Origin of the sequence: Pseudomonas syringae group sp. 26L6 (assembly GCF_032587815.1) — a bacterium.
GTDB classification, from domain to species: domain Bacteria; phylum Pseudomonadota; class Gammaproteobacteria; order Pseudomonadales; family Pseudomonadaceae; genus Aquipseudomonas; species Aquipseudomonas amygdali.
In genome coordinates this window covers 56,227-80,542 of the sequence record NZ_JAWHPJ010000044.1, presented here as the reverse complement: position 1 = coordinate 80,542, position 24,316 = coordinate 56,227, and the positions used below count along the sequence as shown (strand labels likewise).

At 57.2% G+C, this 24,316-nt stretch carries 25 protein-coding genes; 6 read left to right on the top strand and 19 right to left on the bottom strand.

The genetic code is table 11. The features are described 5' to 3' along the window. The first annotated feature begins 356 nt into the window (after nt 1-356). Nucleotides 357-953, top strand: a complete 597-nt coding sequence (locus tag RYA97_RS18945) for a hypothetical protein (RefSeq protein WP_057401707.1) — start codon at nt 357-359, stop codon at nt 951-953. 97 nt (nt 954-1,050) lie between these two features. Here the strand turns inward: RYA97_RS18945 and RYA97_RS18940 are convergent, their stop codons facing one another. Together RYA97_RS18940 and cysZ are read right to left on the bottom strand one after the other, a co-directional pair. Next, nucleotides 1,051-1,395: a hypothetical protein gene (locus RYA97_RS18940; RefSeq protein ID WP_004659963.1), complete on the bottom strand. Its 345-nt coding sequence runs from the start codon at nt 1,393-1,395 to the stop codon at nt 1,051-1,053. Nucleotides 1,396-1,577: 182 nt separating this feature from the next. Beyond that, nucleotides 1,578-2,339 carry a sulfate transporter CysZ gene (gene cysZ, locus RYA97_RS18935; protein WP_029240951.1) on the bottom strand — a complete coding sequence of 254 codons (762 nt, stop codon included), beginning with the start codon at nt 2,337-2,339 and terminating at the stop codon, nt 1,578-1,580. 367 nt (nt 2,340-2,706) lie between these two features. Between cysZ and trxB the strand changes: the two genes are divergently transcribed. Continuing rightward, nucleotides 2,707-3,669 (top strand): thioredoxin-disulfide reductase, encoded by a 963-nt coding sequence (trxB, locus tag RYA97_RS18930; RefSeq protein ID WP_004659967.1) that lies wholly within the window; start codon nt 2,707-2,709, stop codon nt 3,667-3,669. Nucleotides 3,670-3,736: 67 nt separating this feature from the next. On the opposite strand, the gene RYA97_RS18925 is transcribed toward trxB, so the two are convergent. The 7 genes from RYA97_RS18925 to RYA97_RS18895 form a co-directional block, all read right to left on the bottom strand. Further along, the gene (locus RYA97_RS18925) at nt 3,737-4,078 is read right to left on the bottom strand and encodes a HopJ type III effector protein (RefSeq protein WP_005733208.1); all 342 of its coding nucleotides are present in this window, start codon (nt 4,076-4,078) and stop codon (nt 3,737-3,739) included. Further along, complete coding sequence (locus RYA97_RS18920) at nt 4,071-4,367, bottom strand: DUF1244 domain-containing protein (RefSeq protein ID WP_002552213.1); 297 nt, start codon at nt 4,365-4,367, stop codon at nt 4,071-4,073. Before RYA97_RS18920 ends, RYA97_RS18925 begins: the two co-directional genes overlap by 8 nt. A 43-nt stretch (nt 4,368-4,410) precedes the next feature. Then, a complete protein-coding gene (gene folX, locus RYA97_RS18915) occupies nt 4,411-4,782 on the bottom strand; it encodes a dihydroneopterin triphosphate 2'-epimerase (RefSeq protein WP_002552214.1) in 372 nt (123 codons plus the stop codon). Beyond that, nucleotides 4,782-5,345 (bottom strand): GTP cyclohydrolase I FolE, encoded by a 564-nt coding sequence (folE, locus tag RYA97_RS18910; protein ID WP_117139495.1) that lies wholly within the window; start codon nt 5,343-5,345, stop codon nt 4,782-4,784. Before folE ends, folX begins: the two co-directional genes overlap by 1 nt. A gap of 21 nt (nt 5,346-5,366) precedes the next feature. Next, a complete protein-coding gene (folM, locus tag RYA97_RS18905) occupies nt 5,367-6,077 on the bottom strand; it encodes a dihydromonapterin reductase (RefSeq protein WP_005746054.1) in 711 nt (236 codons plus the stop codon). Nucleotides 6,078-6,310: 233 nt separating this feature from the next. Beyond that, complete coding sequence (locus RYA97_RS18900) at nt 6,311-6,877, bottom strand: antibiotic biosynthesis monooxygenase (RefSeq protein WP_003346204.1); 567 nt, start codon at nt 6,875-6,877, stop codon at nt 6,311-6,313. A 151-nt stretch (nt 6,878-7,028) separates the two neighbouring features. After that, a complete protein-coding gene (locus tag RYA97_RS18895; protein ID WP_002552218.1) occupies nt 7,029-7,634 on the bottom strand; it encodes a hypothetical protein in 606 nt (201 codons plus the stop codon). A 209-nt stretch (nt 7,635-7,843) separates the two neighbouring features. On the opposite strand from RYA97_RS18895, the gene RYA97_RS18890 reads away from it, so the two are divergent. The 3 genes from RYA97_RS18890 to RYA97_RS18880 all read left to right on the top strand — a co-directional run bounded on the left by RYA97_RS18890 (nt 7,844) and on the right by RYA97_RS18880 (nt 10,088). After that, complete coding sequence (locus tag RYA97_RS18890; RefSeq protein ID WP_002552219.1) at nt 7,844-8,296, top strand: flavodoxin; 453 nt, start codon at nt 7,844-7,846, stop codon at nt 8,294-8,296. 111 nt (nt 8,297-8,407) lie between these two features. After that, on the top strand, nt 8,408-9,319 hold the full coding sequence (locus RYA97_RS18885) for an SDR family oxidoreductase (protein WP_010202081.1): 912 nt from the start codon (nt 8,408-8,410) through the stop codon (nt 9,317-9,319). A 223-nt stretch (nt 9,320-9,542) separates the two neighbouring features. Next, nucleotides 9,543-10,088: a hypothetical protein gene (locus RYA97_RS18880; RefSeq protein ID WP_005778041.1), complete on the top strand. Its 546-nt coding sequence runs from the start codon at nt 9,543-9,545 to the stop codon at nt 10,086-10,088. A gap of 212 nt (nt 10,089-10,300) precedes the next feature. On the opposite strand, the gene RYA97_RS18875 is transcribed toward RYA97_RS18880, so the two are convergent. The 7 genes from RYA97_RS18875 to RYA97_RS18845 form a co-directional block, all read right to left on the bottom strand. Then, complete coding sequence (locus RYA97_RS18875) at nt 10,301-11,104, bottom strand: SirB1 family protein (protein WP_117139496.1); 804 nt, start codon at nt 11,102-11,104, stop codon at nt 10,301-10,303. An 81-nt stretch (nt 11,105-11,185) separates the two neighbouring features. After that, complete coding sequence (locus RYA97_RS18870) at nt 11,186-12,058, bottom strand: hypothetical protein (RefSeq protein ID WP_002552222.1); 873 nt, start codon at nt 12,056-12,058, stop codon at nt 11,186-11,188. 31 nt (nt 12,059-12,089) lie between these two features. Further along, nucleotides 12,090-14,060: an NfrA family protein gene (locus RYA97_RS18865; protein WP_117139497.1), complete on the bottom strand. Its 1,971-nt coding sequence runs from the start codon at nt 14,058-14,060 to the stop codon at nt 12,090-12,092. Then, nucleotides 14,057-16,177 carry a glycosyl transferase family protein gene (locus tag RYA97_RS18860; protein WP_316892849.1) on the bottom strand — a complete coding sequence of 707 codons (2,121 nt, stop codon included), beginning with the start codon at nt 16,175-16,177 and terminating at the stop codon, nt 14,057-14,059. Before RYA97_RS18860 ends, RYA97_RS18865 begins: the two co-directional genes overlap by 4 nt. Before the next feature lie 12 nt (nt 16,178-16,189). Then, the gene (locus RYA97_RS18855; protein WP_117139498.1) at nt 16,190-18,403 is read right to left on the bottom strand and encodes a cellulose biosynthesis cyclic di-GMP-binding regulatory protein BcsB; all 2,214 of its coding nucleotides are present in this window, start codon (nt 18,401-18,403) and stop codon (nt 16,190-16,192) included. 166 nt (nt 18,404-18,569) lie between these two features. Beyond that, nucleotides 18,570-19,826: a non-hydrolyzing UDP-N-acetylglucosamine 2-epimerase gene (wecB, locus tag RYA97_RS18850; RefSeq protein WP_016980425.1), complete on the bottom strand. Its 1,257-nt coding sequence runs from the start codon at nt 19,824-19,826 to the stop codon at nt 18,570-18,572. A 698-nt stretch (nt 19,827-20,524) separates the two neighbouring features. Then, on the bottom strand, nt 20,525-20,791 hold the full coding sequence (locus tag RYA97_RS18845; RefSeq protein ID WP_005615333.1) for a YebG family protein: 267 nt from the start codon (nt 20,789-20,791) through the stop codon (nt 20,525-20,527). Nucleotides 20,792-21,219: 428 nt separating this feature from the next. On the opposite strand from RYA97_RS18845, the gene RYA97_RS18840 reads away from it, so the two are divergent. Continuing rightward, the gene (locus tag RYA97_RS18840; protein ID WP_002552228.1) at nt 21,220-21,708 is read left to right on the top strand and encodes a phosphate-starvation-inducible protein PsiE; all 489 of its coding nucleotides are present in this window, start codon (nt 21,220-21,222) and stop codon (nt 21,706-21,708) included. Between the two features lie 59 nt (nt 21,709-21,767). On the opposite strand, the gene RYA97_RS18835 is transcribed toward RYA97_RS18840, so the two are convergent. The 3 genes from RYA97_RS18835 to RYA97_RS18825 form a co-directional block, all read right to left on the bottom strand. After that, entirely contained in the window at nt 21,768-22,100 is a 333-nt protein-coding gene (locus RYA97_RS18835) for a YXWGXW repeat-containing protein (RefSeq protein WP_002552229.1), read from the bottom strand. Between the two features lie 338 nt (nt 22,101-22,438). Next, nucleotides 22,439-22,771 carry a DUF3509 domain-containing protein gene (locus RYA97_RS18830; RefSeq protein WP_002552230.1) on the bottom strand — a complete coding sequence of 111 codons (333 nt, stop codon included), beginning with the start codon at nt 22,769-22,771 and terminating at the stop codon, nt 22,439-22,441. Between the two features lie 928 nt (nt 22,772-23,699). Then, on the bottom strand, nt 23,700-24,128 hold the full coding sequence (locus tag RYA97_RS18825) for an HPF/RaiA family ribosome-associated protein (RefSeq protein WP_002552231.1): 429 nt from the start codon (nt 24,126-24,128) through the stop codon (nt 23,700-23,702). Nucleotides 24,129-24,316: the final 188 nt, after the last annotated feature.

Genomic DNA, 24,316 nt, shown 5'->3' with positions numbered 1-24,316 from the left:
TGAAAAGTGCTGAGGACTCGGTAGCCGGAAAACATCCGGCTACTTCAGACCTTCCCTAGACGCAACAGAGCAAGCGCAATGCCAATATTGATATATTAGTTTGGTCCTACACGCTTGAGCCGAGTGGGCAGGGTGTTAATTTTTTTGGCCTACAGAGACGGCCTACATGAAATTTTTTGAAACGCTGGCAACGTTTGTTCTTTAGCGGCAACCGCTTGCCGACTGTCAGGTAGACGAGTTTGGTCATGGTTGTAAGGCTTGAGGTTTTTGTTTGTAGGAAGCTTCTTTATAGCTATATTTTTTGCAGGGTTTTGATTCGTCTGATAGCATCCGCTTTCTTTTCAAAGGGATATGAAATGTCAGATTTAATGTATGCGCCACCGAAAGCTAGTCTGGAAAAAGATGAAACGGACAGTAGAGGTCCGGAATTTTATGTCGTGTCTCTAAAGAAATTCTTCATTCTGTATCTTTTGACATCGGGCTTTTTCGCGATTCACTGGTTTTATCGAAACTGGTCGCTGAATAAGAAATTTTCAGGCAGTAAGGTGTGGCCCGCTGCGCGTGTGATCTTCGCCGTTATTTACGCCTTTCCACTATTTCGCACTGTGGACAAAAGTCTGCGGCGACAGGGGCGTGGTCACATGGCGTACTGGGCGATTAGCGGCCTGGTGTTGCTGGCGTTGACTATTGCGGGGATGGTGCTTTCGCAAGGTGTTTCCGGGCATGTGCAATTCAAACCGGTCGGCGGCTGGCTGGTATGGGCGGTTCTGCTGGCCACTGCGCAAACATTTAATTTAATGCTGGTGCAGTCGAAGATGAATGCCGCGGCGCTTGATCCAGACGGAAGTACCAACTCAAGATTGACATGGGCCAATGGCCTATGGATTCTTGCCGGGTGTGCTATCTGGTTGATGAGTATACCGACCTACCTCTCTGCGTCTGCTGCAGCGTAGATACTACTGACGCCAATTGAAGTGCCGAACAGATCATCCATTATCTATTCGGCACTCTTTCAGGCTTTGTCGTCACTCAGCCAGTCAATCAGAGTAATCAGCCCAGGTCATTGACCAGTTGGCCGATCACTTCACCTACCTTGGCCAGGTCTGGCGCAGCCAGGCGATGTTCATCGGCATACGAATACGCCACGGTGAACAAGCCTGCGGTGCGAGTAGAGTAAGACGGAGCGTCTTTCTCGAAAACACGGTTGGCTGCCTCGGCAGTCAGGGAGCTGGAACTGATGACCAAACGTTCTTCCGGGTTGTTTACGCCGTTGATGTAAACGTTGTCCGGATTGATCGACCATTCGGCCAGTTCACTGACCAGAAACGCACGAATCTTTTCTTCGACTGTGGCGTTTTCAGCGGCAAATGCTGCAGGGTTTACTGGAGTATTCATGATTTAACTTCCTTGTTAAGTTCATGTGTCGCATGTTCGATGGAAGCAGACTTCACATGAACGGGTTGGTTGAGGCTCTATTGAGCCTCAGTCGAAAGAGCCTTGTGCGGTAAATATATATAGCGAGTGATTTTTTTCAGATAGTCCGGGCCGTGTTGCGCGGCCCGGCAATGTTTCGGGGTTCAGCCCCGTGCCTGCGTCACCGGCAACGCATCCGCCCCGCGCTCGCGCACCCAGAACAGCGTTGCTCCGGCCACTGCGGCGGGCATCATCAGCAGGTTGACCACTGGTATCAGCAAGGCGACGTAGACAATGCCGCCGAAGCTCAGGCTTTGCCAGCGCTTGCTTTTCAGCCAGCCGAGCATTTCGTTCCAGCCTAGTTTGTGGTTGTCGGCGGGGTAGTCAATGTACTGGATCGCCATCATCCAGACGCCGAACAACAGCCACAGCGGAGCGGCGATGATGTTGGCCACAGGGATGAACGACAGAATGAACAGCCCGAGCATGCGCGGCAGCATATAGCCAAGCTTGCGGGCTTCGCGGGCCAGGGTACGTGGCACCATAGCCACCAGTTCGGCCCAGCTGAAATCCGGTGAATCGTCCACGCCACGAACCACGGCTTCGACTTTTTCGGAGAGAAACCCGTTAAACGGCGCGGCGATGATGTTGGCGACCACGGTGAAGGTGAAAAACACCATCAGCAGGACCAGCACCACGAACAGCGGCCAGAGGATATAGCTGAGAAAGCTCAGCCAGTGAGGGAGCGTAGGCATGAAGGTGTCGACCCACAGCTCGAACTGGTGCACCGCCAGATAGATCAGGCCGCAGAACAACACCACATTGATGCTCAAGGGCAGCAGGACGAACAATCGCAAACCAGGACTGAGAACCAGGTTCAGTCCTTCTCTGAGGTATTGCGGGCCGGTAAGGGCGGGCGCGGGCATGGCAGTCTCCAGGTGCTTGAAAGGCGTGACCTTACCGGCTTTGTGATAGCCATGAAAGAGTTGATGGCTGTCGGCGCTCAGCACCATTCCTCAAGCCCTGAACGCGCTTGCCGGGGCCGGATGTTCGCGCGAGTACACTGCTGTCGGTCAGTCACCCTATAGAAGTGACCTATGGGGTGGATTGTGAAACGATATTTCCTTAACCTTTGCTACCCCGATAGGCTTGGCACCAATTTCAGGACCTGTCTCAGGAGTCAGAACTTTCAGGATCCGCCGAGTGAATGGCACTTCCCCAAGTGTTTCGGCGGTCCTTTTTTATCCAGCTGTTTCGATTGCGGCTTGAACAGTCGGTCGACAGGAGTGTGTCATGTCAGACGTACGTCATTCCCGAGTGATCATTCTCGGTTCCGGCCCTGCCGGTTACAGCGCTGCGGTTTACGCCGCCCGCGCCAACCTCAAGCCTCTGCTGATCACCGGCATGCAGGCTGGTGGTCAGTTGACCACCACCACTGAAGTCGACAACTGGCCGGGCGACCCCCATGGCCTGACCGGTCCGGCGCTGATGGAGCGTATGCGTGAGCATGCCGAGCGTTTCGAGACTGAAATCGTCTTCGACCACATCAACTCCGTTGATCTGGCCGGCAAGCCGTTCAGCCTTCAGGGCGATAGCGCAACCTACACCTGCGATGCACTGATCATCGCCACCGGTGCCAGCGCCCGTTACCTGGGCCTGCCTTCGGAAGAAGCGTTCATGGGCAAGGGGGTTTCTGCCTGCGCCACATGCGATGGCTTCTTTTACCGCAACCGTGAAGTCGCGGTAGTCGGTGGCGGTAACACGGCGGTGGAAGAAGCGCTGTATCTGGCCAACATCGCCAGCAAGGTGACTCTGGTTCACCGTCGCGAAACCTTTCGCGCCGAGAAGATCCTGATCGACAAGCTGCACGCACGTGTCGCCGAAGGCAAGATTGAGCTCAAGCTCAATGCCACGCTGGACGAGGTATTGGGTGACAACATGGGCGTGACCGGTGCGCGTCTGAAGAACAATGACGGGACCAGTGACGAGCTGAAAGTCGACGGCGTATTCATCGCCATCGGCCACACGCCGAACACCTCGCTGTTCGAAGGGCAACTGGCTTTGAAAGATGGCTACATGGTTGTGCACGGTGGCCGTGAAGGCAATGCGACTGCTACCAGCGTTGAAGGTGTATTCGCGGCCGGTGATGTGGCTGACCACGTATACCGTCAGGCTATCACCTCGGCTGGTGCAGGTTGCATGGCGGCACTGGACGTCGAGCGTTATCTGGACGGTCTGGCAAACGCCACGTTCTGATTGGCGTCCCTCCAGGCCTCTGCAATCAGGTTCTCGTGCCAATGCGTTGGCACGAGAACCTGTCAGCTCAAGCCTTGCGCTTGAGCGGCTCGCCTTCGAATTTCACACCTGCCAGCCCATACTCGATCAGCGCACGGATATTGCCGTGGTCGCTGCCTTCAGGTGTGGCTTGCACCGAGCGGTAGTGCTCGCCAAATGCCAACAGTGCCTCTTCATCGCTCAAACCTTCCAGCAATGCCAGACCTAGCGTCTTGCAAGACCCTTCGTTTTGCCCGGCAGCATTGTCGACGGCGCCGTTTCTGAACGGCTGAGGCTGATAATCGTAACCTTCTGCGATAAAGGCCAGGGTATCAGCGAACACATGCTCGCCGCTGCGCAGGCTGGTGCGCAGGGAGTTCAGATCAGTCATGTTTGGGTTCCTTGGCGAACGCTGCCTGTTGTTCGGCGTTTGCTTCTTTCTGGTATTGGGCTTTCCACTCGCTGTACGGCATGCCGTAAACCACCTCGCGAGCATCATCGAGGCTGATGTCGATGTGCTTTTCATCGGCGGCGGCCTTGTACCACTTGGACAGGCAGTTACGGCAGAAACCGGACAGGTTCATCAGGTCGATGTTCTGGACATCCTTGCGGCTGTCCAGATGCGCGACCAGGCGACGGAAGGCTGCAGCTTCGAGTTCGAGGCGTTCTTGCTCGGTCATGACGGGCTCTTTTCAATAGACGGTTCGCGTCATGATAAGAGTTTCAGCGTTGACCGGCGAGCGTGATCGATACCGATTCGGCAAAGCGCAGCGCATGCGGCTTGTCGACTTCCACTTCTGCGTAGGTCACGGCCTTGTGGCTCATCACCAGGTCCAGCACTTCCTGCGTCAGTCTTTCCAGCAGAGCGAAGCGGTTGCCCTCGACATGCTGAATGATGGCCTTGGTGATGGTGCGATAGTTGAGAGCATGCTCGATGTCGTTGTCGCGAACGGCTTCCTGTGCGGCGTAGAGAATCGTCAGATTGATCAGCACATCCTGCTTGTTGACGATTTCGTCTTCGTTGATACCGATATATGTGCGCAGGCGCAGGTCCTTGACCCGGATGCGCGCGGTGCCAGGTTCGAGTCTTGCCATTATTGTCTGCTCCGTCCGATCAATTGCAGAAACTCCATGCGGGTGGTGCTCGAGTCACGGAAGGCCCCCAGCATCACTGAAGTGTTCATGGTCGAATTCTGTTTTTCGACACCGCGCATCATCATGCACATGTGCTTTGCCTCAATGACCACGGCTACACCTGCCGCCCCCGTGACTTGCTGAATGGCATCGGCAATCTGCTTGGTCAGATTTTCCTGAATCTGCAGGCGGCGGGCAAACATGTCCACAATGCGCGCGATCTTCGACAGGCCCAGCACTTTGCCGGTAGGGATATAAGCCACATGCGCCTTGCCTATGAATGGCAACAGGTGGTGCTCGCAGAGTGAATACAGCTCGATATTCTGGACAATGACAATCTCATCATTGTCGGATGCGAACAGGGCGCCATTGACGATTTCGTCGACGCTCTGGGTGTAGCCGTGACACAGATACTGCATCGCTTTGGAAGCGCGTTTCGGGGTGTCCAGAAGGCCTTCGCGGTCTGGATCTTCACCAAGGCCGAGCAGAATGTCTCGATAGTGCTGGGGCAGGGACGAACTCATCAGAATGTTCCTCGGGGCGGCTTACTTGACGTGCCGTCCGCCGTTTACGGTCAGTGTTGTGCCGGTGACATAGGTGCTGTCCAGAAGGTAACGCAGGCTCTGGTAGATCACTTCTGCACCAGGCTCTATGCCCAGAGCTGATTTGGCCAGGGCGTTGGCGCGGTAGGCCGCATCGTCCTTGGGTTGAAACATCAACAGCGCCGGTGCTATGCCGTTGACTTTGACAAGAGGGGCGAACCGGGCAGCGAAGGACAGCGTCAGGCTTTCCAGGCCGGCCTTGGTTGCACAGTAGGCGATGTGCTTGCTGCTGCCCTTGCGGGTCACGTCATCGCTGATATGCACGATGTCAGCGACTTCACTGGCGGTCAGCAACTGCTCACAGTGCAGATTGATCAGGTAGGGTGCCAGCATATGTACGCTGAACATACGCGTGAAGTTATCCGCTTCCTCGCCCGGGGTTTCTGCCAGCCACTCGGATGCATTGTGTACAACGGCACGCAGGCTTGAAGTCTGGGTTTTCAGTAGATCAATGAACGCCATGATCCCGGTTTCGCACGAAAAATCGCCGTAGAGGGCCACCGCTCCGGCCTGGCGCAGTTCCGTCACGCTTGCGTGTTCAGTGCGATAACTGATGATAACCCGATGCCCATGCTCAAGCAGTCGCAAGGCGCAATGCAGGCCTACGCGCTGGCTGGCTCCGGTGATCAGAATCGGTGCAGAAGATAATGTCATCGACAGCTCACGTATCGGTTACCCACAGTGGTCGGGGATTGTACGGTCGATTGCTTCTTCCGGTTTACAGGCAAAGTTATACCAGAGAATTTTTTTGTACAACCCTGGACATCATGAAACTCGCCGAGGTAGTGCTCGAAGGCGCTGAGCACGTGGAGGCTGAGGGAACAATCGGGGCTGGGACGCGACCAAGACCTGTACCGAGGTGTAAAGGTGTACAGGTCTTTATGAGTCTAGCGAGGGGAAGGTGATTGCGTCGGGCGTGCCGGTGCAGGCGTGCTTTGCAGCCAGGGGGCAAGCAGGCGCGTGGATAGGGGAATGAACAGGTAGACCATCAGCGGGGTAAGCACCGCTGTACTGATCATGATGCGCGGCAACAGGTCCAGATGATTGAGCAGCGGGCCAAGCAGGAAATTGAAGATCAATGATACGGGAAAAAACGCCAGCCAGATGGCAACGGCCTGTTTCCAGCGTGGCGGACGCTGATCGATGGCGCCGAACCAGCCATCAATACCACTGACGCGATGTTCCGAGGGTTGCGCGAAAAGACCGCTGCCGCGCACCAGCCAGGAGCGTCGAGAGGCGGAATGCTCCCAGGCGTGCATGGTGTGCTCATCGGTAAAGCGGAAAATGATCTGAAATTCATCATCGCCAGGCGGAGGCGCCAGCACCCCGGAACCCAGATACCCCGGGAAATCCGTGGCCAACTGTTCGCCTTCGTGCAGCCAGGCCATCATTTCATGGTAACGACCCTGTGCCACGCGGCGGGCGACCATCAAGGTGACGGGTGAGGTAGACATTGTGTATCTCCGGTAGAGGCGTGAGATTCCCGGGTAGGGAGGTCACATGCCGCGATCCGGGGTGGTGGGTCGCGACAGCTTCACTTGAAAAGCAAGCAAGGATTATTCCTGAAACGCTGACGGACCGGTAGAGCTTTGCGGTGTTGGCTGATTACTTGTGCAGGGAAGGGTGCTTGCGGCGATGCTCTTGGAGGATGTACTGACGCAAGCGCTCGGCGTCGTCCTTGCCATGCTTGCTGAAGTGATAGGCACCGAAACTGTGTTCGGTCATTCGCTCCAGCTTGCCGCGCATTGGAATAGGGGCCTGACCTGGCGGGTTGAACCAGGCGGAAAAGTTTCTCGGCAGCTTGCCTTCCTTGCGGTACTCAAGCAGCACCCCCTTGAACGACAGCTCGTGAACCCAGAGCGCCGTCAATGCACCCTTTTCGGTCTCAAGCGGGATTGGCTCTTCAAGCACGAGCCGCCAGGGGCGAATCTTCGGGCCTTCCTCGAAAATACTCGGTGCGCCCAGTTCCAGATGCAGCGCATGGAATTCGTCCTCGACCAGATGCAGAGGGAAATTCATCTGCTGGTTTTCGAACTGCGCATGGATCGTGACCTGCTCGTGAGCAGCCAGACGTGTCAGCAGATCCTGAATCTGAACTCCGCCATTGACCAGAAGGCTACGCGTGCTGTCGCGCACGTTCAGCTTCGGATTGCGCTGCATGCTCTGGATAAAATCCAGTTCAGCCTGTGTGAGGAGAGAATCAGGTTGCATTGGCGGAAAGCTCGGTCTGACCGGTTATTGAGAACAAAGACCATTGATTCCGCAAGTTGTTCGGACCGCTCATCATATTTTTCCATTTTAATGTTTCAACTTGGCTGTGCTTTTTCCGTGCCGGCCAAAGGCAAAAGGGTCCGTAGAAAATTCAGATGGCATTCTAGGGCATAATGTTTCACTTTTTTTCAGCTGCTGCAGGAATAGCCATGAAAGTTGCCATCGTGTGTGGAACGGTTTACGGATCGGCCGAAGAAGTTGCCAGACACGCCTCTGCACTGTTGCGTGCCGCTGGTCACGAAACACTCGTCAACCCTAGGCTCGCGTTGCCTGATGTGCTGGCTTTCGAGCCTCAGGCCATCCTTGCGGTGACGTCGACCACCGGGATGGGTGAGCTGCCCGACAACCTCATGCCTCTCTATTCAGAGCTTCGTGATCTTTTGCCTGGCCAACTGCGTGGCTTGCCGGGTGGTGTGATCGCATTGGGTGATGCCAGCTACGGCGACACCTTCTGTGCAGGCGGCGAGCAGATGCGTGAATTGTTCGCTGAACTGGGTGTGAATGAAGTGCAGGACATGCTGCGTCTGGACGGAAGTGAAAGCGTGACCCCGGAAACCGACGCCGAGCCTTGGCTGGCAGCGTTCATCAAGCACTTGGGCTGAAATCATCCCGCTGCTTTATTGAGCATGATTCAGCACTGCGCGTGTTGATTGTGACTGGCAGGTGCCTGGACGACACTCATCGCAACGTTTCTTTTGATCCTGGAGCCTGCGATGAGTGAGTCGGTGCGTTTTGAAGATAAAGTCGTCATTGTGACTGGCTCAGGAGGCGGGCTGGGAAGGGCTCATGCGCTGCTGTTTGCAAAGCACGGCGCGCGGGTGGTGGTCAACGACCTGGGTGGCTCTGCCCATGGCGAAGGGGCCAGTGCTTCTGCTGCTGATCGCGTTGTGGCCGAGATTCGTGAAGCCGGTGGCACCGCTGTAGCCAACCATGACTCGGTGACCGACGGCGGGCGGATAGTGCAACACGCGCTCGATGCCTTTGGTCGCATAGATGTGCTGGTCAACAACGCTGGCATCCTGCGCGACAAGACCTTCGCCAAAATGGAGGACGCCGACTGGGACCTTGTTTACCGCGTCCATGTCGAGGGCGCCTATAAGGTCACACATGCCGCCTGGCCATACCTGCGTGAGCAGAACTACGGGCGGGTGATTTTCACTTCATCGACATCCGGCATCTATGGCAATTTCGGCCAATCCAATTACGCAACCGCCAAGCTCGGGCTTTACGGACTGACTCGCACCCTCGCGCTGGAAGGCCGCAAGCACCGGATTTTCGTCAACGCCATAGCCCCGACCGGGGGCACGCGCATGACCGAGGGGCTTATTCCTGCCAACGTATTCGAGCTGCTCAAACCTGAACTGATCAGCCCGTTGGTGGTGTATCTGGGCAGCGAACAGTGTCAGGACAGTGGCGATCTGTTTGAAGTGGGCGGCGGCTGGATCGGCAAGGTCCGTTGGGAGCGCAGTCAGGGAGCATGCTTCGACCCACAGGCGGGCTTCAGCCCGGAGGACGTTGCTGCACAATGGCAGACGATTGGTGATTTCGATCAAGCCGCGCACCCCGCCGACAATATCGAGGCGTTGAAAGAAATGATGGCCAATCTGCAAAAATACGCTAATTAAGCAGGTTCTGAGGTATGCGGCGGCTTTGGAAAAAAAGTCTCTGTTTGGTGCACGACTTTATAACTGGTTAATTATTTATCGGAATTTTTACCGTGTTCTGTAAGAACTGTCTTTTGGCTTTGTAGGTTTGGTATGGATTTCTGTACAACTATTCATTAAGCAGCTTTTACTCCGATATGAAGTCTGAACACATTCATATAGGGAGTATCACGTGGGAAGAACAATGTGGGGTGACCTGCCACCGGTTACTGTTGCTGCGCCGCCTGAAAGACTCAAACTCAAGAAGGCCGCAGCGCAGGTCAGTCAGGTGTTGCAGGAGGTCGGTGAGAACGCCGTTGCGCTCAACTCGCTGGCGATGGAAAAACGCAAGATGAAGCCACTGTTCAAGGGTTTCAACCCCGAACAGATTACGCCCAAGGATCTCAACAGGGCAGGAATGATCTTGTACAAGTTCGGGATGATCGACAATCATACGGCCGAACTCATGAGTCGAGCGGGCGATGAGTTTGACAAGAAAGGCAAGTTGGTCGACCCGAGCAAGGAAATCAATGCGCTGGAGTTCTTTGCCAATCGGATCATTGAAATGAAAGAAAAGGCAATGAGCGGAGACCCATACGCCAAAGTGTTATTGCCTGATTACATTCGCACGATTCATATCATGCAGAATCTTCAAACGTTTGCCGAGTCTGGCGACAGTTACGAGATGCGCAAGATCAAGGATATGGAAAACAGGGGGCTGGTCAAAAAAACACCAAACGCCAAAGCGTGAGGGTGTCTTGATACTAAAACGTCTGGCAATAAAAAAGGCCGCTGCATGGATAGCCACGCAGCGGCCAAACAAAACGCAGGATCAAGGGAGCTTGCAAATCCACGTCGATTTAACGGGCGCAGGTTACCCGCCATCACTGTTCTGAAAAATCCCCGTACAGGATATGCAGCATTACCCGACAGGTAACAATTCGCGGGGAGTGTGCCAGTGGCTCAATGAACGCTGTGGTTCGCTGGCAACCGACTCAGGCGCTCGGCAAGCTCGATTCGTTGCAGTGGGTCTTCGCTGAGCAACAGCGCGCGTTCCAGGTCGAAACGTTCGGCCTGCGGGCATTCAAGGAGTTGATACATGCTGGCACGGGCCAAGTGATCTCCGCTGGTTGCCTGACCCAGCTCGACGATGCGGTCGGCGTCTTTGAGCGCAGCGAGAAAATCATCGTTGATTTGATGCAGATGCCGCAGGTTACGCGATAATCGCTGCAGCATGCTGGTGGGTGTGGCGCGTGTCATGTGTTCGGCGCGCAATTGCATGGTCGGGCCGAATTGCCGGATCAACAGCTCGCGGCAGTCTCTGGGGTAAAGCCTGCGCCCGCTGCAGGGGTCGAGCAAATGATCGGCACCTGGCACACGCAGCAGAAAGTGGCCTGGAAAGTTCACGCCCTCCAGCGCAATCTCCAGCCGCCGTGCTATCTCCAGCGCGATCAGTGCCAGCCCCAATGGCTGGCCGCGACGCTGCTGCACAACCTTGTGCAGCAGCGCCGAGTCGGGTTTGGGCGGGTTCCAGTCATCTTGCTGAAAACCCAGTGCATTGAGTTGTCGCAAAAGCGGTTGCGCGAGTTCGGAGGCAGGCAGGACCGGCAGCGCAGCGTCGATCTGGCGCTGTAACTGGTCCATGTCACTGATCACCGCATGCCGGGCAAAGTGTGCGTCATGCTCGCTCGACACCCATAGCGCTGCTTCAAACACCGAGGGCGGTGTCTGTTGCAGGCAGGCCAGGCAATGCTGACGTGGAGTCATCGACCGCTCCGTGCAACTGAAAATCCAGTAGGAAGACTCTTTGTAGCCCCGCGCGGGAATTTCGTCCAGCGCCAGTTGTTTCTACTTGTTCAGGGCTTTTATCAAGTCGGGCGTCACATAGTGCGGACCGTCGAACAGGTACAGCGGATAGCCATCGAAAGCCGCTATTTGCGGTTTCAGTTCGGCAGCCGTCGCCGGTCGGAAACCTCCACCCACTTGCGGGCGAAACGCTTCGACGATGATTCTGACGCGATTTTTGCCCAGCCGTTTACGTAACGCGTCTGCGTAGGTTCGGGCAACCGGAGCGGTGCGCGCATAGACACCCACACCGTCCTGAAAGAACACGCCGATATCGTCCGGCAGCCAGGTTTTCAGCCAGTCCGCAGTGGCGGCGGGGCCGATGTTGGCACCATCGTAGACGCTGATCCATAACGGCCTGGGCAGCTTCGCCAGCAGCGCGGGTAATTCCTTGGCGCGACTCCAGCTGGGGTCGACCTCGGCCGGGAAGTACCAGCCGGTGACATTGAGCGGCGTTTTCACTTTGGCCAGCTGTGCCGAAAGCACCGCCAACTGTTCGATATTGTCCCGTGAGCGGTTTTCGCTGAAGTACCCCGCCAGCCCGAGAATCACCTCCTGCGCCCAAGGCTCCTTGGCGATCCGCGCCCAGTCCGGCAGCACCGGCACGTTGGTCATCTGAGTACCTGGTATGAACGACTGGTCATCGACCGCCGTCCACTGCACGAGCAATTGCCGTGCGCCGAGTTTGTCCCAATTGCCGCTTATGCCCACCGTTGCGTTATCCGGTTGCCAGACGATGCCGACAATTCCCGGCCCGCTGGGCTGTATCAGTTGATACAGCTCGCTGGAGGCGAGGGTCAGCGCACCTACCAGGGCGGCTGCCAGCGAGGTCTTGATCAATATTGTCTGTCGTAGCAGTGCGGCCAAAGCCTTCAAACATTACTCCCTGATGGATGACTCGCGATTGTCACCACGAGAATGTCATACGTGCGAACACGCCTTCTGCGCGGTCGTCGCCAAAGACTTTCTCGCGGTATTGCACCGAGAAGTCGACATACGACTGTGGCGCCTTGTACGTGTCCTCGCGAAACCAGTAGCGTACGCCGGTACCAACACCCAGCCCGCCAGCGTTACCGGATGACGTACTGCTGCGGCCCAGGCTGTCGACTTCGCTACGCATCTTTGAATCGTAGTCCACTGCGGCGACCACATGTGGAAACACCACCAGCCTGGGGCTGATGCTGTCCAGACGAAAGCTGCGTCCGACCTGCCATTCACTGTTGAAATAGTTGCGCTTGTCCTGCAAATAACGCCCACCTTCAGCATACAGCTGCGAGGTCCACCAACTGGGCACGTCGACACGCAAGTCAGTACCGATGCTGGAGCCGTAGCCCAGACGTACCAGCCAGTCGCCATCGGCGTTGGAATTGCCCAACGGAAAGGTGCGCTCAAAGGCACCGATGACGTTGACTGAGCTGAACGGCTTGACCCTGATCCCCAGCGCTCCCTGCAATGCATCCGCGCCGGTGTCGGAGTCGCCGTCCTTGCTCCACAACGTGTCGGTCACGCGCCCGTAAAGCTCGACGAAGCGTGCATTGCGGTAGCCCAATGGGCGCCAGAACACTTCGGTGCTGTTCTGCACACTGTCAGTGTTGCTGCTCGGTGCGCTGTTCAGGCCGCTGCCGCTGCTGGTGCTGGCACCGCGATACGTCGTGGTGTTGGTCAAACCCCATTCACGGGACAGGTCGGAGACGGCGCGTCGGGTGTCGAACACCTGTTGCGCGGGCATCTGCAAATCACCGGCCTTTTGATAATCGAGCACGCGCTTGAAGTAGGCGATGGCCTGTGCATCGTCCGGTGTACGCATGGCGCTGTAGGCTGCGTCCTGAACTTCACGCGGCTTGAGGCCGGAGCTGCGGTCGACCCGTTTGAACTCGTCAAGCGCGCCACGATCGTCGCCCGCCTGGCTGAGGAAATAAGCAATCTGCACTTCATCGCCGGGTTGCAGTTCGCCCGCATCGCGAGCTTTCTGCAGACGTTGCAGCGCCTCGCTCGGCTGGCCCATCGCTGCGTACAAGGAAGCTTGCTCGCGCAGGGGCAGATTACCCACGGCGAGTGCCTGAGCGAAGTCCTGACGCGCACCGTCCTGATCGCCCAGGCGTTGACGCATTTGTCCGCGCTGGACGAGCAGGGTGGCGTCGTTGCCATTGAGCGCCAGTGCTTCGGTAGCCGCAGAGCGCGCTTCGGCATATTGCCCCTGAGCAATCAGGGCGCTGACCAGCAGCTTTCGGTAAGCCATCTGTTTCGGAAAACTGCGAACAGCCTCCCGCGCCTCGCTGACAGCGGTGTCGTTATCTCCGCGTGCCAGTGCCTTATAACCTGAGGCTGCCTTATCGACTGCTGCCTGTTCCTGAATCGCTTGCCGACGACGAGTCAAAACCGGCTGTGGACCGACTGCCTGCTCTGCATCGTTGATGGCCAGCTGTGCTTCGTCCAGACGCTGCTGACGTTGCAGCGCCTCGATCAGCATCATGCGGTAATCAAGATTTTTCGGTGCCTGTGCGATGGCCTTGCGCGCATGGTTTGCCGAGCCGTCGTAGTCGCGATTGGCATACGCGCGCAGCGCCTGATTGCCCTCCAGGTAGCCCGGTTTTGGGCGAGCCTTGGGGAAGCGCTGAGGGTGATCTCGTCGGTATTTGTCGCGTTCGGCCAGGGCAATCAGATCGCGCAACTGATCGGCATCCGCACGCTGACGCAACGCTTCGCGCGCCTTGGCGATGGCCAGGTCGTAGTCCTTGCGGTTGTAGGCCATGTAGGCTTCGTTGGCGATGGCGTAGGCGGGTCCGGTCAACGGCAGGGGCAGTGTTTCCGCCTGGCTGAGCGGTGCAACAAGACCCAGGCCGCTCACTAGCAGCGACAGGATGAAGGGGCGCTTCATAGTGGCTGCTCCGTTTGATCGTCAGATCGGTAATGGTTGTGCTGACGTGCCACAGCCTGTTCGATGGTTTCTCTGGACAGCACGCCGATGTCGACCAGGTAATCGCCGATCCGGCCATGCACATGCGGGCGGTAGCCGAGCATGGCTTTCTGAAACACTTCGCGGTCCAGCAGGCCTTGCTCGATCAGCAGATCGCCGAGCAGTGGCGCTCTGGCTGGAAGCGGCTGACCCTCGACCACCTGAAGCTGACGCAACTGCGCGACGATGTCGCTTTCACGGGCAATCAACTGCACCGGCTCGGCACCCAATTGCTCGGTAATCTGTTGCAGGCCGTCAGGCGGTAGCGGGCTGGCTACGGCAATTTCCTGGCGACCCAGCGCATTCATTTGCAACGGCACGACACGCCAGCGCAGGCAGAACTCATCGGCCAGCACATCGTTTGTCGCACGTTTGCCGGCAATGTCGAATACCCGTGGCAGGTCGTTCTGAAAAGCGATGGCCTCAGCCAGGGTTTCATCGTCGAGCCAGCCGTGGCTAAGCAAAATCCTGCCCAGCGGCAGCTGACGGGTCTGTTGTTCAGCCAGTGCGGTCTGCAGTTTTTCATCGTTGATGGCTTGCCAGGACAGCAGCACGCTACCCAGGCGGCGGGGCGCTACGGCAATCAGGTCGGAAGACGGAAAGTCATGCATGGTCTTGTCCCAGACCAGCTTGCGGTTGAGCACCTTGCCTACCAGAAACATCCGCCAGGCGCGCGCTGCAGCCATGAAGTTGACGAAGTTGCCGACCACCATGCGTGGTATGGACAGCAAGCCGTGCTGCCAGCCGTAAAGCACGGTAGTGAAGTAGCAGCGGTGCAGGATCCGCCACAGCAACGCGATGCCGCTGGCCACCAGCAGGTACTGAATCAGACCTGTGGTTTCAAACGGGGTCGGAAAGCTGGTGTTCCACAGTCCGCTGGAGCGCAGCACAATCAAGGCCAGCAATTGAATGAGGATAAAGTAAGCGAGGATGCTGACGAACGAAGTCACTACGCCCTTGCGGTCCCGAAACAGCAGATAACGGTTGGCCAGCGACCCGGTCCAGCCCATTTGCTCCCAGCCCTGCAGGCCGATGCCCAGAGTCCAGCGCGCTTTCTGGCGAAAGGCGGTACGGAAGGTGTCCGGGAAAAATTCACGCACACACAGCGGCATTTCCAGCGTCGACTCATACGGCTTGCGGAACCAGGACTTGCGCAGCACCCGAAATTGCACCGGAAAGCGTACGAAGATCGCTTGCATACCGTACTTAGCCAATCGCGCGCCGACGTCGTAGTCCTCGGTCAGGCTTTCGGTATTGAACGGCTGGTTCTGGTTTTCATCCGCCAGCACCATCAGCGCACGCCGCGAGAAACAGGTGCCGACGCCAGCCGAAGGCACGGTGTCAGTCATGCTTTCGCGTACCACCAGATCCTTGCCGTGCCATTCGGCAAACTCGTCCATGTAGGTGCCGGCCACCCATTCGTACCAGTTGCGTTCCAGCGACACGACCGGTAACTGGATCATGTCCTTGCGTGGCAGCAGGTAATTGAACAGGCGCAGTTCAAGCGGGTGCAGTACATCTTCGCTGTCGTGCAGGATGGTCCCGGCAAACTGTACAGCGTGGGTTTTCTCATACAGAAAAATCGCCTGTATGACCCAGTTCAGGCAGTCGGCCTTGCAGGTCGGGCCGGCGTGCGGCACCTCCACGCGGTGCAATTGCTTGTAGCGACGACGCATGCGCTCCACTTCATCGATGGTGCGCTGGTCGTTGATGTAGGTGCCGACGAACACTACGTAGTTCTGGTAATCGAGCGTCGACACCATGTTTTCGATCATCGGCGCGATGACGTCGTATTCCAGCCAGGCCGGGACCATGATCGCCAGTGGCTGCTCGTCGCGGGCAATCAACTGCTCGGCAGTCAGTGGCCGGTAGCGACGTTCGGCGGTGAACTTGCGGTACAGCCGCCTGGCCCAGTACCAGATATCGATGAACAGGTCATCGATACTCGATACCAGGATAATCAGCCCGACAACGATCGTCGCGACTTCCAGCACGCTGTAGTAATGGGCCAGCCAGTAAGGCCAATAGAGCGACGTCATTGCGGCGGCCCGTTACGAGCGATTGCGACGGGCGCTACGGCCAGCCAGCAACAGGATGAGAAAGAGTACGATGCCAGCCGGAATCAGCCACAGCAGCGATGGTTTGCGCCAGGCGTCGAGGCCAGTGCTTTGCTCGTCCTCGATCATCTGGCTGCCGGTCGGGTCCTTGGCGTCAAAGGTGGCGATCGGGCCGTTGTCAGCCAGCAGCGTGGCGTTGCCGCGCTCCAGCAGCAGTGGGCGCTCGAAAACCGGGGCCTGACCTCCAAGCGTGCGATAGACCATACCGTGCTGGCCGCCCGCGTCGATCACTTGCAGCGAGGCCAGGTGGTTGAGGGTTTTGAGGTCGAGCAGCGTCTGCTCTTTGTGATTGATCAGCAGATGGCCGTCGTTGCTGGCCTTGACCGACTCGGCGCCATCCTTGACTGGCAGTTCGAACGCCAGAAACGCTTTGGCGGGCGTCACGGCTACGCTGGCGTCATCGCTGACGCTGAGTTGCGCACGCAACGGCGAGACACCGGAAGCGCTGGCGACGCGGATCACTTGCGGCAGGCTGCTGGCCGGGCGCTCAAGGTAGCCCTTGGGCACCATGATCTGCGTGTCGGTGGCGAAGCGTGCCGCCATGCCCGAGAAGTTTTCGTCAGGCGTGACCTTGTCCAGCACGATGTGGCTGGTCGGCAATACCGAGATCGGGAACGCTTGCGGCGTTTCCAGGCACTGGTTGCTGACCGGCTGACGCTGGAACGAGACGCGCAAGGTGTTCTGCGCTGCCAGTGCATATTGCGGAATTCTTGCTTCGATGCGCTCTTTCTTGCCATCGGCAGTCAGTTGCATCGCACCAATCAGGTAGTCATTGAGAAACAGCGTCGCAACCGGTGGCGTTCCGGATGCACCGGGGGCCGCAGCGACATCAATCATCGCAGTTACCGGTACGCGCCCGTCATAGGCCACGCTGCCCAGCGGGAACGAGGCGCTCCAATCGGTTTTAGCCAGCACATCCACAGTGCCGGGCTTGCCGCCCAGGCGCGTCAGCGCAACGCGACCGTCTTCGCTGAGCGGCATCGCGGTTTCTTCACCGATGGTCAACTGGCGATTGCGCGCCAGTTTGTTCCACGCCGAACTGAACAGGCCGATGGCCTTGTTCGCCGACTCCGGCTTGATCATCAGCAGCGCGCGATTGCCCAGCAGGGCCAGACTCACGTCCTCGGTGCTATTGGCGAGCGGTTGCTTGATATGACGTTCGCGCCACTGGCCCAGTGCGCTGGCCGCCGAAGCATCCAGACCCTGCACCTGCGCCTGGAGAGCGTCCATGGCGTCGTCGATTGCCTTGAGCAGCTGTGGATCGCTGATCGCCAGGTCGGCCTGCAACGCAGGTGTCTGGCCAAGCATTAACAATGCACCGATTTCCGCCGGGTCGCGCAGGGTGTATTGGCCCTTGCCCTCGAGCCCTGCAAACGCCGGAATCTGCTTGAGTTCTGCCGGAATATTCAGGCCGCTCAGGTCCACGCTGTCCTGCACGGCAGGAAACGGCAGGATGCGTGCCTGTTTACCGATGCGTTCCAGCGCTACGCCCAGACGCCAGGCGGCGTCGTAGCTGGCGCTCGACAAGGTGCCGGGTGCGACCAACAGGCCAGGTTTGCCGGGCAGCGCGTTCCACGCTGCACCCACATCCTGCAACTGGCTGGCGTCATAGCCGTAAGTCAGGCGCGTGTGCGGATCGATGCGCAGCACATTGCCGATGGCGCGTTCGTCTTCGCAGAGCACTTTCGAGATCACAGAGGACCAGGCAATGCCCAGGCGCACCGAGCCGCTTTCCCGGGCTGCCTTGTCGACGCCCAGTACGGCGCTGGCATTACCCTGTTCTTCGTTGAGGCCCAGCGCGCGCACCGGATAACCGTCCAGCGACAGTAGCAGCGTGTTGCGGCCTGCTTCGCCATTCAGATAGCTGGCGTCAAAATTCAGCGTCGCATCCGTCAGCGGCACATTGGCGGGCACTGGCAGGTAAAGTTCACGGCGCGCATCAGTGGCATTGAGAATGATCGGGCGATCAATGCCCAGCTCCCTCAGCTCGATCACTCGCTCCTGACGACTGTCGGCGGTGATTCGGTTGATCGCCTGGGTCAACGGGCTTTCGGCAGCCATGGCAAACGCTGGCATCAGAGCCAGCAGGCTCATCCCGCAGGCAAGGACGTTCAGCGTGCCCATGTTTACGGCAACGGAAGATTTCATTGTGCAGATCTCGGTAAAGGCTCAAGGCCATTGGGTCTTGATACAGGCTGCCGGTCTGCTACAACGTTTTTCGGGCACTCGGTCTGAACCGGGTGCCCGTATCGTTTGCGGACTGCTTCCTGCGGATATGTTTGGTATTCGTTTGCGCTACCTGCGCGTGTTTTCGCTAACTTGCCATCGAGCGCATCTGGGCATGCTGGTGCTGAAGTTGAGGCTGGATCAGCGTGTCGAGCTGCACATCGACCGGGTCGGTGCGATAACGCGGCAGCTCGGCGACAAATTCATCCACCGGACGACCCATCAGGGCATCGACGATGCGCGCACTGGCCTTGCCGTCGCCGTAAGGGTTGGCGGCATGGGAGGCTCTCTGCCACAGGGCGTCGTCATCAAACAGGGCGTTCACGCCGCGAATGATCGCGTCGGTCTCGGTGCCCACCAAGCGTACGGTACCCGCGGCGACTGCCTCGGGACGCTCGGTGACATCGCGCATGACCAGAACCGGCTTGCCCAGCGACGGCGCTTCTTCCTGCACGCCGCCGGAGTCGGTAAGGATGACGTGGGCGCGTTGCATCAGGCGCACGAACGACAGGTAATCCAGAGGCTTGATCAGGTGCACGTTGGGTAAGTCGCCCAAGTGCTCGGTGACCGGCCCCAGTACGTTGGGGTTCAAATGCACCGGGTAGACGATTTGTATGTCGTCGCGTCGGGCCAGTTCGCCCAGCGCCTTGCAGATGTTCAGGAAGCCGTCGCCAAAATTCTCGCGCCGATGCCCGGTCACTACCAATACCTTGCGTTCAGGTACCAGGAAGGAAAACTGGCGATCCAGTGCGTGGCGCAGCTGGCGGTTGCTGTCGATCCGCTGAGCTGTCAGGTGCAGGGCGTCGATCACGGTATTACCGGTCACGAACGAGATACCTTGCAGGCGCTCGCCCAGCACGTTGCGGCGCGACTCGGCCGTCGGTGCAAACAGATGATCGGAAATCAGATCGATGCAGCGGCGGTTCATCTCTTCAGGCCATGGCTGACGGATGTCACCGGTGCGCAAACCGGCTTCGACGTGGCCGATGGGGATGCGGCGATGAAAAGCCGACATGGCCGCCACCATTGCTGAGGTTGTGTCGCCATGAACCAGCACCTTGTCCGGTTTCATCTCGTCCAGAATCGGATCGATAGCCGCGTAAAGCGCCGCGGTCAGGGAATTCAGCGTCTGATCGGGGCGCATCACATCAAGGCTGTAATCGGCTTTGAGCTCAAACATGTCCAGCACCTGTTGCAGCATGCTCTGATGCTGCCCGGTGATGCAGATTCTCGAATCGATACCCGGCTCTGCGGCCAGTGCTCTGACCAACGGAGCCATCTTGATGGCCTCTGGGCGAGTGCCGAATATGGAAAGGACCTTCATCCTGGGTTGCTGACCAGCCATTATTTCCTCCCGCGCTTTGAGCGCGCCGCGCAATAGCAAAGCCAGGCTGAGAGCAGCGTGGCCAGCTGGCGAGTTAATGAGTTTCTCGGGCGGGGAAGATCGGAGTGCATAGCTCGATATTCACTTCAATGTGATGTAGCAATGTGCCTTGTTACCCGGAATTGTCGGGATTATTAGCAGAACAAAATAATAAAGCAAAATGTTTTATTAACTATTTTTCAAAGTAATAGTTTTAAGGAACTTTGGTTTTTCAGGATGGTCAGTTCAGGGTTATAACTTTTGAAAAATCCGTTTTGCCCAATGAATACGGGGGTTTTGCGGGCGCATGATAGCGTCGGTCAGGCTGTTTTCAAAGGACGCTAATGTGCTGAAAGTCGCCATGATGGCAAAAAGTTCCAACAAAAATAGCCGTGCTGTGGCGTGCATCACTACAGCAGAATACTGACGCCTGATTAATGACAGGAAAAGCGAAGGGGTTCACAAAAATGGCGCTGATATAATGACAGTGTGGAACTTTGCTTTTGTATCGAGTTTGATGCGCTGCAGGTGAACGAGATGTTAAGGAATAGCTTACATACCGCTAAAGTTAAGTGAGCTGCACTATTGAGTTGTAGCAGCAATGCGGACAGTTGCCCAGTTATTAAATGAGAATGATTAGCGAACCCCTCCGAATGAGGGGGTCGCGGTGCAGAACGCAATCAGCCTTCTGACTCGGCAGGCTCCGACAGCTCACTGAGTGCAGTCGCGTTGTTTTTGAAGGCGGCGGCAAAGACGGCGCGATTTTTCGCCATGTAGATACTCGCATCCTCTGCATGCTTCTCCGAGATGCCCGGCACGTTCTTGATCAGGACGTCGGTGAGAAGCTCGGCCAGCTCGAGCATTTGATCGTGCGCATCGGCGAGTTTACGGTCCACGAAAGTAGTCTCCAGATCGCGGGTGCTGCGGTAAAGGGTTTCAACAGCCATTTTGGCCTCGTCGTGTTATCCAGTGTTGAAAGGGGCTAGACCCGGACGTTCAGCGCTTCACGCTCTGACCAGCGGGTATGCAAAAGCAGTGATCCTGCAAGACCAGCATGCCGGTCAGGTGTAGCGGGGCGCTGCATGCATATCCAAATGAGGGTCTGCATGAAGGCCGCTCTCCGACGCATCGGCGTTGAAGGTGATTTCTTGATTACTGTGTTTTTATACAGTAAAAAGGCTGCACCAATCAACCCCTCTCTGAATAGTGGCGTTTAAGCATCTTTTTTGCGCCGCAAATGTGTCTTGCGACAACCCGTCGCGCTCTCAACCATAGCCTATGGCCCTGTTCCTGCTTTAAAAAGCAGGCCACAAAGGTGTCACGAGTACCCGGCATCATCCGGTCGGCATAAACGAAGGTTCAGAGGTAGAGCGTCATGGGAAACAAATGGGCAGTAAAGATAAGACACCGCGTGCATGGCCAAGCCGAGTCACTGGGTAATCTCTGCGTCGAGAGCTTTCACTTTCTGGCGCTGTTCGCGATTGGCGCGATCACTGCCTGGGCGTCAGTGGTTGCATTCCTGGGTATGGTCGAGAAAGGCAACGTCACGGTCGATGACATCCTGCTGCTGTTCATCTACCTGGAGCTGGGGGCGATGACCGGGATTTATTTCAAGACCAACCACATGCCCGTGCGCTTCCTGATCTACGTTGCGATCACTGCACTGACCCGCCTACTGATTTCCGACGTGTCCCACCACAACCCGCCGGACATCGGCATCATCTACCTGTGTGGCGGCATTCTGCTGCTGGCGTTTGCAATTCTGGTGGTGCGCTACGCGTCTTACAAATACCCGTCGGCGAAGATTCCCGATTCGTCCAGCGCGGTCAAAGGCGCGGTGACGGAGGAGAAGGGCGAGATCTGATCGAGACACTGGCGACATCGGTGATCGATGCCGCCAGCATGTTGCATGGAAGTCGCTTGTCAGTTAAGCCACACGCCGGCATGCCAGTGCCAGCCGTCTCCGGCGCTTTCCCAGTGCGGATGCACGTAGTGGTAGCCAGGTCGTTCCGCCTCCCAGTGACCATGAACCGGCACGAAACGCTGCCCGTTCCAGTGCCAGTAACCGCGCGCCCAGATGTAGCCGGGACGAGGCGCTGGTTCCACTTCGATTACCCGCTCAGGGGGTGGTTGCGGCGCGATGACTTCTTCGACGTATTCATGATGTACGTGTGGTCGCTCATGGACTACCCGCTCTTCGACACAGCCTGACGCTATCGCAAGTGATGCGATCAATACCCCATACCTTAAGAACATGTTGCCTCCTCGGAATCATCCGCAGGTGCAGTGGCGCTGAACGCAGTGCCCAGTCGCTCGAATGTTTCTGCGCAAGAGTTGTTGTATCAGGGTGTATCTGTACTTTTGCTGAAGAGGCGGGAGGGAGATTGATGGCGAATTGCCCGATTTTTCAGGCGTTGCAAGCTGCTTCAAGGGGCGTGTCGAGTACGGGATTTTTTTTGAAATTGGCGACCAGGCGACCGCGATATACGCTGCTGAAGATACTCAGTGAATGTATCTGATAAAAAACGGCATCAATAAATTCCATACCGATTCAGCGCCATCCAAGGCACTGAACCGGAAGAAGAGACCCCCCGTCAAACCCCGGCATTCACCGCGGCTTGACTCTGCGACCACAGACCATTGGCCGGACCGGGTGTCTTTTTCAGCGTGGCACCGTCGGTCATCGCTGCAAGAATCTTGATCGCGCTTTCGCCACGTTCGATGGCGATGCCGAATTGCACGCTTTCTATAAGCTTGCGCAGGCGTTGCGGGTCATTGCGTTGCGCTGCGCTGATCAGACGCTTGGCAACGACTCCGCATTCGTTGGACAGGGTCAGCATGATGCTGCCGTCCAGCCCTTGAATGCTCAGATTCACCCGATAGTCGGGGTGAAAAGTATCCGTGATCATCTGAAAAGGATTGTCCATATCATTCACCTGCTAAATGGTCTGCATAAGTTGACCGGGTAATAGTCCTTTTGGTTCTCGACGACTGATCAGCGGTTGCGTTACTCCTTCGCTTGCTGCTGACAGGTTTGCTGTCGTCTTTCGCGTTGATGAGAGGTTTCGTTTAAGACGCTTTAACGCACCCACGGCGTGAGTCCGCGCCTGGAGGTGGCCGTCCTGATGGCCGGCCTCGTGGCGCGTACTACAGGACACTGCATGGTTCGGGCCATATTGCAGGGGTGATGCGCGAGAGGCCGCTGAACGGGAGCCCATTGCAGTTGCTTCACGGCTTACTCTGCTGCAATGCGAACCGGTCGATCCGGCCGGCAAACGTGCTCTCGAAAAGGGGAGGAGAACACTTCCCGGATATGGCCTGCTCCTTTCGCGAATCCAGTTTGCGTACGACTTTTTTGAGTGATTGTCTGACACTCCGACAACCGAATCCTGGCGTCAAAGATTCGTAAAGACGGGTCGAAACCGTACTCGCCTGCTGTCTAGGTCCTGATGTTGACCGTCTTGCTGCAGAGCGGCGGGGTGAGTGTTGAACGCTTGTCGTATGAAGGGCTGAGCCGACTGCTCATGTAGGCGAGCGGCATGATTTTTTGCTCGCCAATTGCTGTCAGATGCAGCGCTCAGGCTGCCCGGTGCTGAATGTTAAATTCGATGGACGGCGACCGGCGATCGAGATGGCTGCGAGGCGAGCGATGGTGCGAGGTGGCCAAAGCTGTGCAGCGAGCGTTTGTGGTGCGCATTGATTGGGGCACAACAGTCTGTCGGGCACGCTGGCCGACAAATTTTCGGTGTGCGTGAAGCGCTGCGCTTGCCTGCTCATGGGGAACAACGCATGGCAAACAAAAAGGGCGAACCGCTGTCGGTTCGCCCTTTTTTTGCAAAACGTGTCAGTGGAACATCAGGTCAGACGAGCGGCTTCTTTCTCCTGCTCTTTTTCCAGAAATTCTTCTTCGAGCAGCGCGTCCGGGCTGACCGGATCTTCATCCTGCTCGGCGATGATCGGTGCGGCACCTCGTTTGCCGCGCAGTTTGCCAAACAGATGCTCGAGGGCGTGATCGAGTTTTACAGCAGCGCCGTCCACAGCCTGATCTACCGTATCGGCCTTGTGGGAAACAGAAATAGGTTGGTGTCCTTTGGGGCGAGCTTCCATCTGGCACTTGATGTCGTGCGGGCCAGGCTTGTCGCCGTTTTCGTCGCGGATGTGGACTTCCACGCGGGTCAGGTTTTCATCGTAGTGTTCGAGCGTGCTTTCAACGGTGGTACGAACCCACTCCTCCAGTCGGATACTGCTTTCGATGTGATTATCGCTATTGACCTGGATTTGCATAGTTAATCCTTATTAGGGCTTGCTCGTGCGAGGCTGGACTACGTGATTCCTTGCGGAATCGATTTCGTTTGCGCTCATTCACAGTGTTGGCGGCAATGGCCTGACAATTCAACCCCAATGTGTAAGAAATATTTCGCAGCAAAAAATGGCCGCCCTGATTCAAGGCTGAGAATCAGGAGCGGACGCAG

What these genes read in the sequence shown, in the direction of transcription:
- RYA97_RS18865 (WP_117139497.1), bottom strand. Translation starts at nt 14,060, where the DNA reads ATGAAGCGCCCCTTCATCCTGTCGCTGCTAGTGAGCGGCCTGGGTCTT.
- RYA97_RS18940 (WP_004659963.1), bottom strand. Translation starts at nt 1,395, where the DNA reads ATGAATACTCCAGTAAACCCTGCAGCATTTGCCGCTGAAAACGCCACA.
- RYA97_RS18855 (WP_117139498.1), bottom strand. Translation starts at nt 18,403, where the DNA reads ATGAAATCTTCCGTTGCCGTAAACATGGGCACGCTGAACGTCCTTGCC.
- RYA97_RS18920 (WP_002552213.1), bottom strand. Translation starts at nt 4,367, where the DNA reads ATGACCGAGCAAGAACGCCTCGAACTCGAAGCTGCAGCCTTCCGTCGC.
- folM (WP_005746054.1), bottom strand. Translation starts at nt 6,077, where the DNA reads ATGACATTATCTTCTGCACCGATTCTGATCACCGGAGCCAGCCAGCGC.
- RYA97_RS18825 (WP_002552231.1), bottom strand. Translation starts at nt 24,128, where the DNA reads ATGCAAATCCAGGTCAATAGCGATAATCACATCGAAAGCAGTATCCGA.
- wecB (WP_016980425.1), bottom strand. Translation starts at nt 19,826, where the DNA reads ATGGCTGGTCAGCAACCCAGGATGAAGGTCCTTTCCATATTCGGCACT.
- RYA97_RS18875 (WP_117139496.1), bottom strand. Translation starts at nt 11,104, where the DNA reads ATGACTCCACGTCAGCATTGCCTGGCCTGCCTGCAACAGACACCGCCC.
- RYA97_RS18900 (WP_003346204.1), bottom strand. Translation starts at nt 6,877, where the DNA reads ATGTCTACCTCACCCGTCACCTTGATGGTCGCCCGCCGCGTGGCACAG.
- RYA97_RS18925 (WP_005733208.1), bottom strand. Translation starts at nt 4,078, where the DNA reads ATGACTGATCTGAACTCCCTGCGCACCAGCCTGCGCAGCGGCGAGCAT.
- trxB (WP_004659967.1), top strand. Translation starts at nt 2,707, where the DNA reads ATGTCAGACGTACGTCATTCCCGAGTGATCATTCTCGGTTCCGGCCCT.
- RYA97_RS18880 (WP_005778041.1), top strand. Translation starts at nt 9,543, where the DNA reads ATGTGGGGTGACCTGCCACCGGTTACTGTTGCTGCGCCGCCTGAAAGA.
- RYA97_RS18945 (WP_057401707.1), top strand. Translation starts at nt 357, where the DNA reads ATGTCAGATTTAATGTATGCGCCACCGAAAGCTAGTCTGGAAAAAGAT.
- RYA97_RS18830 (WP_002552230.1), bottom strand. Translation starts at nt 22,771, where the DNA reads ATGGACAATCCTTTTCAGATGATCACGGATACTTTTCACCCCGACTAT.
- RYA97_RS18885 (WP_010202081.1), top strand. Translation starts at nt 8,408, where the DNA reads ATGAGTGAGTCGGTGCGTTTTGAAGATAAAGTCGTCATTGTGACTGGC.
- RYA97_RS18835 (WP_002552229.1), bottom strand. Translation starts at nt 22,100, where the DNA reads ATGTTCTTAAGGTATGGGGTATTGATCGCATCACTTGCGATAGCGTCA.
- RYA97_RS18895 (WP_002552218.1), bottom strand. Translation starts at nt 7,634, where the DNA reads ATGCAACCTGATTCTCTCCTCACACAGGCTGAACTGGATTTTATCCAG.
- RYA97_RS18840 (WP_002552228.1), top strand. Translation starts at nt 21,220, where the DNA reads ATGGGAAACAAATGGGCAGTAAAGATAAGACACCGCGTGCATGGCCAA.
- cysZ (WP_029240951.1), bottom strand. Translation starts at nt 2,339, where the DNA reads ATGCCCGCGCCCGCCCTTACCGGCCCGCAATACCTCAGAGAAGGACTG.
- RYA97_RS18860 (WP_316892849.1), bottom strand. Translation starts at nt 16,177, where the DNA reads ATGACGTCGCTCTATTGGCCTTACTGGCTGGCCCATTACTACAGCGTG.
- RYA97_RS18845 (WP_005615333.1), bottom strand. Translation starts at nt 20,791, where the DNA reads ATGGCTGTTGAAACCCTTTACCGCAGCACCCGCGATCTGGAGACTACT.
- RYA97_RS18890 (WP_002552219.1), top strand. Translation starts at nt 7,844, where the DNA reads ATGAAAGTTGCCATCGTGTGTGGAACGGTTTACGGATCGGCCGAAGAA.
- folX (WP_002552214.1), bottom strand. Translation starts at nt 4,782, where the DNA reads ATGGCAAGACTCGAACCTGGCACCGCGCGCATCCGGGTCAAGGACCTG.
- folE (WP_117139495.1), bottom strand. Translation starts at nt 5,345, where the DNA reads ATGAGTTCGTCCCTGCCCCAGCACTATCGAGACATTCTGCTCGGCCTT.